Source organism: Methanohalobium sp. (genome assembly GCF_046546175.1).
In the GTDB taxonomy this organism is placed as follows: Archaea; Halobacteriota; Methanosarcinia; order Methanosarcinales; family Methanosarcinaceae; genus Methanohalobium.
Map to the genome: position 1 here is coordinate 24209 of NZ_JBKGYF010000015.1, position 6407 is coordinate 30615.

Below are 6407 nucleotides of genomic sequence, written 5' to 3' on the forward strand. Positions count from 1 at the left end.
ATCCAAAATGAAAATAAACCTAAGTTAGAAAGCAATAATAATTTGAGACCAGATATAATAAATTTCTATCAAAAAATATTTAATAGATTCTATTGTGACAGGAATTTGAGAGAGCTATTACGGCATCCATATGAAACCCCCAGAATTATATGTCCAATGCCAGGTTACACTTTTTACAGCTCTCTCAATTTCATAATGAATTTTTATATTATCCCCATACATCTAAATGTTAATAAACCGTGAACTGGAAGACCGTGATCAAGAACAGAGTAAACAAATTAAAAATGCTGAGAGAACAGGGGAACTGGAACATCACCACCGAATCAAAAACAACCTACAGGTCATATCCAGTCTGCTCAATCTTCAGTCAGAGAAATTCGAAGATGAGAAAGTAAACGAAGCTTTTAGAGACACACTGAATCGTGTTGTTTCGATGTCTCTTATCCACCAAAAGCTCTACCGGACAAAAGAGCTGGAAAGTATTAACCTGAAAAGTTATATAGAGGACCTTGTCAGTTATCTTACCGGTCTTTATAGGGAAAAGAACGCAAATATAAACATCGATGTTCAGAATCTTAATTTCGGAATTGACACAATCATACCCCTTGGTATGATTATTAATGAGCTTGTATTCAATTCTCTAAAATATGCGTTCTCTGGTGATAGACAAAGTACGATAAATATTGAGCTCTATCAGGATGATAAAGGATACTATACATTAATTGTAACTGATAACGGCAGAGGTATACCAGAAGATATTGATATTAAAGATAGCGATTCTCTTGGTCTACAGCTTGTAAACAGTCTCATAGACCAGATTAATGGTGATTTTGAACTGGATAAAAATAACGGTACTAGATTCATCATCAAATTCGATGGTCAATAATCAACTCAATAAACATTTGGTAGAATTTCAATTTTATTTTTAAACCTTACTAGATGGGCAGAGATGATTAACCACACAATTTTCACATTCAGGGTTTTTGGCATGGCAAATTTTACGCCCATGCAAAATCAATGTCAATGACAGTTCATCCCAGTCGTTTTTATCTGCAAGTTCCATTAAATCCAGTTCTATTTTTTCTGGTGTTGCATTCTGGGTAAATCCAAGTCGTTGAGACAACCGTTTTACATGAGTGTCGACAGCAATCCCTTCCTGTACACCAAACCCCCTTGATAGCACAATATTGGCAGTCTTCCTCCCAACACCCGGAAGATTAATCATATCGTCCATATTGTCCGGTACTTTTGAGTTGAACTGGGATTTTATCATCTGGGCACATTTTTTGATATTTCTGGCTTTATTCTTATAAAATCCAGTAGAATAGATATCCTTTTCCAGTTCATCGATATCTGCGTCTGCAAGGTCTTCAACATCAGTATACTTTTTAAACAAATTCTTTGTTACCTGGTTCACCTGTGTATCCGTTGCCTGTGCCGAAAGGATGGTCGCTACAAGTAGCTGGAAAGGATTATTAAAACGTAGTGCTGGTTCTGGGTTAGGGTATTCCTTCTGGAGCAATGACCAGATTTTTTCAAAATTTTGAGTATTATCTACTACCATTTTAAACTGTAATTTTAGTTATAAAAATAAAAAAATTGGGTCACTGTAACCCAAAGTGTTTGATATTGAAATCAGCAAGTTCCTGAATCTTTTTAATTTCTTCATCTCCACCTTCTTTAGTGAAAAGATGCTTGAACCTGCGCTGCAATTTGAGGTATTCTTCAACAGGTTTTGGACTTTTCACCTTTCTAACCTGTGTTATTTCCCCGTTTTCCATCTCATACATTGGCCAAAGTGCCGTTTGTACAGCCAGTTTTCCGACTTCTACGGTCTTTGAAGTGTCAAATCCCCATCCTGTTGTACATGGAGCATGTGCATGTATATAGGTTGGTCCTTCAATATCAGCCGCCTTTTTAGCCTTTTTCATCAAATCTTTGGGATAGGCAAGTGACGCAGTTGCCACATAGGGTGAGCCGTGTGCCGCCATTATTTCAGGCATGTTCTTCTTTGGACGTTTGTTCCCAAAAGATACTTTACCTGCCGGGCTGGTAGTGGTTGAAGCATCGTATGGTGTTGCACCGCTTCGCTGCACACCTGTGTTCATGTATGCTTCGTTATCCATACAGATATAGGTTATATCGTGTCCCCGTTCGAATGCACCTGATATCGAGCGCATACCGATATCAACTGTACCTCCATCACCTGCTATAACCACGAATTTTGTATCCTCGTCCTTATTCATGGCTTTCCAGGCAGCTTCAATTCCTGATGAAACAGCACCTGCATTTTCAAAAAGGGAGTGTATCCATGGCACGTTCCAGGATGTATCCGGATAAGGGGTCGTCATCACTTCAAGACAGCCGGTGGGTGTGGACACTATACAGTTTTCACCAATTCCTCTCAATACAAATTTTGCAATCATTGCATCACAACATCCAGGACAACCACTATGTCCTGAACATAACAAACTTTCTTTCATATCAAATCCTCCCTCAGGTCGGTAAACTGACTTTCAATAGAAATACCTGAATCCATCACTTCCTTTGCTTCTTCAACTATGTTTTCAATAGTTCCTTCGGGAATATCCCGTCCACCAAGACCGATCATGTATCCTACAACTGGTACATTAATATCTGTGTTGTACATACATGCCTTGGTTTCGGTACAAAGTGCACCTTCATTCATACCAACGGATATGTTCTTATCTAGGGTCACAACAACTCCAGCATCTTTAATTACTTCTTTTATGGCGTCTTTTGGGAAAGGTCTTAATGCTCTTACCTTTAAAAGACCTACTTTAACACCTTTTTCACGGAGGTTATATATCACATCCCTAATTGTTCCTATAACAGAGCCCATTGCCAATATTATGATTTCGGCATCATCGGTTTCGTACTCATCAATAAGTCCCCCGTAATACCTGCCAAAGACATCATAGAAATCATCTGCAGCCTTTTCAATTTTGTCAATCGCTGCAGTCATTGCCTGTTCCTGTGCATACCTGAACTCAGTATAACTGGCAGGAGGTGCAAAAGCACCGAATGTTTTCGGATTTTTCGGGTCAAGCTTGTATTCAGGGTTAAATGATGGAAGATATTTATCAATCAGGTTTTCTTCAAGCAAAACCACAGGTTCATAAACGTGTGAGAGAATGAACCCGTCCATACATACCATTACAGGTAGCATAACGTCAGGGTCTTCACCCACTTTGTACGCCTGTGCTATCATATCCGCTGCTTCCTGTACATCTTCAGCATAAAGCTGTATCCATCCAGAATCCCTTTCAGATACAGAATCCTGATGATCATTCCAGATGCTAATCGGTGCACTCAATGCACGGTTTACTACTGTCACAACTATAGGCAGCCTCATACCGGAAGCATTGAACAATACTTCATGCATGAGTGCAAGTCCCTGTGAAGTAGTTGCTGAATATGTCCTTGCTCCTGTAGCAGATGAACCAACTAAGGTCGATAATGCAGAAAATTCTGATTCGACATTAATGGATTCACAATTTTCGAGTTCTCCATCCGCTATAAACTGTGAAAGTTCTTCTACAATATGGGTCTGTGGAGTTATCGGATAAGCTGATATTACATTGGGTCTACATACTTTGGCCGCATATGCAACTGCATATGACCCTTCAACAACTGTCATCATATCCTTTGTGATGTTGCGCAGTTTCACCATTTATTTCTCCTCCAGAACCATTTCAATTGCAGAAACCGGACATTCATTTGCACAGACTCCGCATCCTTTACAGTAATCGTAATCATATTCAAAAAATCCATCTTCTCTTGGTATAACTGCTTCATCAGGACACAGAAGTTCACAGAGATTGCATTTGATACACTTATCATATATGAAAACTGGTTTGTAGTTTCTCCATCCACCTGTTTTGTTTTTTCTAGTGGTGCCGGGTTCACATACACCGCCTGCAGAAATTGTCATTATTAATTGCCCTCCCTTATCATATCATAGGCTTTCTGTACTGCCTCTGAATTCTTATCTCCTATCTTTCCGGGGAACCTCTCTTTAACAGCATCTTTGATGGATTCAGGATTTATTTCATCTGTTGCTCCTGCAAAAGCCCCCAGAAGTATTGTATTTACAATCGGTCTACCGATGATATCCAGTGCGATTTTTGTAGCATCAACTGTCATTATTTTGGCATCTGTATCAATATTAAAAGCTTCAGGACCAAAGTCACTGTTAATTATGAGAATACCATTCTCATCCATACCACTTGCAACTTCAACAATGTCAACAAGTGTAGGGTCCTGAACAATTACATAATCTGGTTCATAAATCTGACTTCTCAGCCTTATGGGTTTATCACCAATCCTGGTAAAAGCCTGCACTGGTGCACCTCTACGCTCTACTCCAAAAGCTGGGAACGCTTGGCTAAATTTACCATCGCTGAAAGCTGCTATTGCAAGTAATTCAGCAGCAGTAACGGAACCTTGTCCTCCTCGACCGTGTACTCGTATCTCTTTCATCTATATTCTCCATTAATTACTATGTGTGGAAATAGTACAATAATATCTATATATTAAACAAGTTTAAATATGACAATCTTGTTTGCTGTTATAATCGATTAATATTTAAAATGTTTATTATTTAACAATGTTAATCGCCTGCATAAATTTTAGTATGTTGTTTTAAATACAATGTTTAATTATGTAAATTCCTATTTAGTCTTTTGGTAGAAAAACCCACATAATAAAAAAATAGGAAAATGTGGAAGGATTATCCGTTTAATATCAGATTTATAAGAATAAATAAAAACCGATGTATTTAGCATCGGGGACATAATAAGTAGTCAAAAAAATATAAGTGATTTGCTAAACTATCGTATAATGTATGCATCTTACCCAAAAGAACCATCTCCGTCAGTTACTAACCGCTGAAGCTGTTAGCTTGTCCTTCCATCTCTTAACTAGAAGCTAAGCGGATGACATCAGGAAGGCTGACAGCTCCCCTGTGTGCAATATTCTTCGAAGCATTGTAATCGGCGTTGTCTTGATGACCGTAGCTTCTGGACGAAAACCGTTGAGGTTCTCAAGTGCTATAGCGTGGTTTATCAGCTGTTTGGCAATCCGATAGTTCAGATCCCGTTTGAACCGGCGTTCTTTCCTGGATAATTTCTTGAGGTGTTTCTTGGCTGAAAACATGACTTTAGATTGTAATCTCGACTTCAGACTGGTGTATCGTTTTCTAACCTTATCAGCTTTTGAACCTTTTTAAATTTCATTATCCGAAGTAGTTGCTATATTGACTACCAAGATTTACACCCAGTACATCATCGTTGTACCTGACTTCTGTTTCATCTACTTCCATCACAAGCATCAGGTAAAAGTTACCATCTTCGTAAATCAGGTCTGCCTGAACTCTGATTCTATAGTTAGATACATAGCTCTTTATACAAAAGTATGGGGTAGAATATTCTATCAAACAGATAAGAATCATAATGATACAGTTTGGTATGAAACATTCCAAACCCTATACTTACGACTACAGAAAACCTGAAAATGCTGATGATATTTTAAAAAAACCTCGAAGACATACTTACTCTCTTAAACACTGAGACTGATGAACCCTATGTCATAGGGTTCATGGATGAATCGTCTCCACAGACCAGAGCCAATACTCATAGACTCTGGTCGTTTGATAAACCCGTGATCTACAAGAACACGGATTACATAAAAGCAAATGCTTTTGCTTTTTATTCCATAAACGGTAACAACCTGATCGAATTCAAAGATTCATCCAAATCTGATTATGTTTGTGAATTTCTCGAGGAAATATCAAGAATCAATCAATGGCAGACCTATCGTGCTGATTATGGATAATGCTATAGCACATCATGCACTGAAAACAACCATGAAAGCGAAACAACTGGGAATTATACTGGTGTTCCTGCCACCGTATTCGCCTGACCTGAACCCCGTTGAATTCATATGGAAATCTATCAAAAGAGAAATATCGGTAAGGTTCGTTCAATCAAAACAGCATATAAGGTCCATCATAAAAACAGTGTTCATGGAAATTGGAATATCTCTATCATTTGCTAAAGCATGGATGAAAAAATTTGATGTACAAATACAAAGTATAATTCAATGAGTTAAAGACTATATTTTTATCCAGAGGTCTGTAATCGCCGTAAGATATACTGATCTTCTCACGGCCGCCAAGAGTAAGTATGGAAATCACATCGTTTCCCTTGAACGACAGAACTCTCTGGTCGTAGACCACAGCTCCCTTTCTATCGAATTTGTGCATGATCTTTATGTAGTTGCTGTAGCTTTTAGCTACTTTACCAATTGCCTGACAGTCAACTGAGCAGATAGACCGAATTTTTGCTTAATATCATAATAAGTCAATTTCTGAATCCCGGTTTTAC

Annotated in this window: 6 protein-coding genes and 3 pseudogenes; 2 read left to right on the top strand and 7 right to left on the bottom strand. The window is 38.3% G+C overall.

What is annotated here, in order from left to right; all coding sequences use genetic code 11:
* Positions 1–226 precede the first annotated feature (226 nt).
* Positions 227–886 carry a sensor histidine kinase gene (locus ACLFMM_RS03130; protein WP_410807260.1) on the top strand — a complete coding sequence of 220 codons (660 nt, stop codon included), beginning with the start codon at positions 227–229 and terminating at the stop codon, positions 884–886.
* 39 nt (positions 887–925) lie between these two features.
* Here ACLFMM_RS03130 and nth read toward each other — a convergent pair whose 3' ends face one another.
* The 6 genes and pseudogenes from nth to ACLFMM_RS03160 form a co-directional block, all read right to left on the bottom strand.
* Positions 926–1564, bottom strand: coding sequence for an endonuclease III (gene nth / locus ACLFMM_RS03135; RefSeq protein WP_410807261.1), 639 nt, complete (start codon positions 1562–1564; stop codon positions 926–928).
* Between the two features lie 40 nt (positions 1565–1604).
* Positions 1605–2483 carry a pyruvate synthase subunit PorB gene (gene porB / locus ACLFMM_RS03140; RefSeq protein WP_410807262.1) on the bottom strand — a complete coding sequence of 293 codons (879 nt, stop codon included), beginning with the start codon at positions 2481–2483 and terminating at the stop codon, positions 1605–1607.
* A complete protein-coding gene (gene porA, locus ACLFMM_RS03145; protein WP_410807263.1) occupies positions 2480–3694 on the bottom strand; it encodes a pyruvate synthase subunit PorA in 1215 nt (404 codons plus the stop codon). The genes porB and porA overlap by 4 nt, the downstream gene beginning before the upstream one ends.
* Complete coding sequence (gene porD, locus ACLFMM_RS03150; protein WP_410807264.1) at positions 3695–3955, bottom strand: pyruvate synthase subunit PorD; 261 nt, start codon at positions 3953–3955, stop codon at positions 3695–3697.
* A 2-nt stretch (positions 3956–3957) separates the two neighbouring features.
* Positions 3958–4503: a pyruvate ferredoxin oxidoreductase subunit gamma gene (locus tag ACLFMM_RS03155; RefSeq protein ID WP_410807265.1), complete on the bottom strand. Its 546-nt coding sequence runs from the start codon at positions 4501–4503 to the stop codon at positions 3958–3960.
* A 436-nt stretch (positions 4504–4939) separates the two neighbouring features.
* Positions 4940–5404 (bottom strand): annotated as a pseudogene (locus ACLFMM_RS03160) (transposase); the annotation flags it as partial.
* A gap of 16 nt (positions 5405–5420) precedes the next feature.
* Here ACLFMM_RS03160 and ACLFMM_RS03165 point away from each other — a divergent pair.
* Positions 5421–6127 (top strand): annotated as a pseudogene (locus tag ACLFMM_RS03165) (IS630 family transposase); the annotation flags it as partial.
* An 18-nt stretch (positions 6128–6145) separates the two neighbouring features.
* On the opposite strand, the pseudogene ACLFMM_RS03170 reads toward ACLFMM_RS03165, so the two are convergent.
* Positions 6146–6407: pseudogene (locus tag ACLFMM_RS03170) on the bottom strand (RNA-guided endonuclease TnpB family protein); the annotation flags it as partial.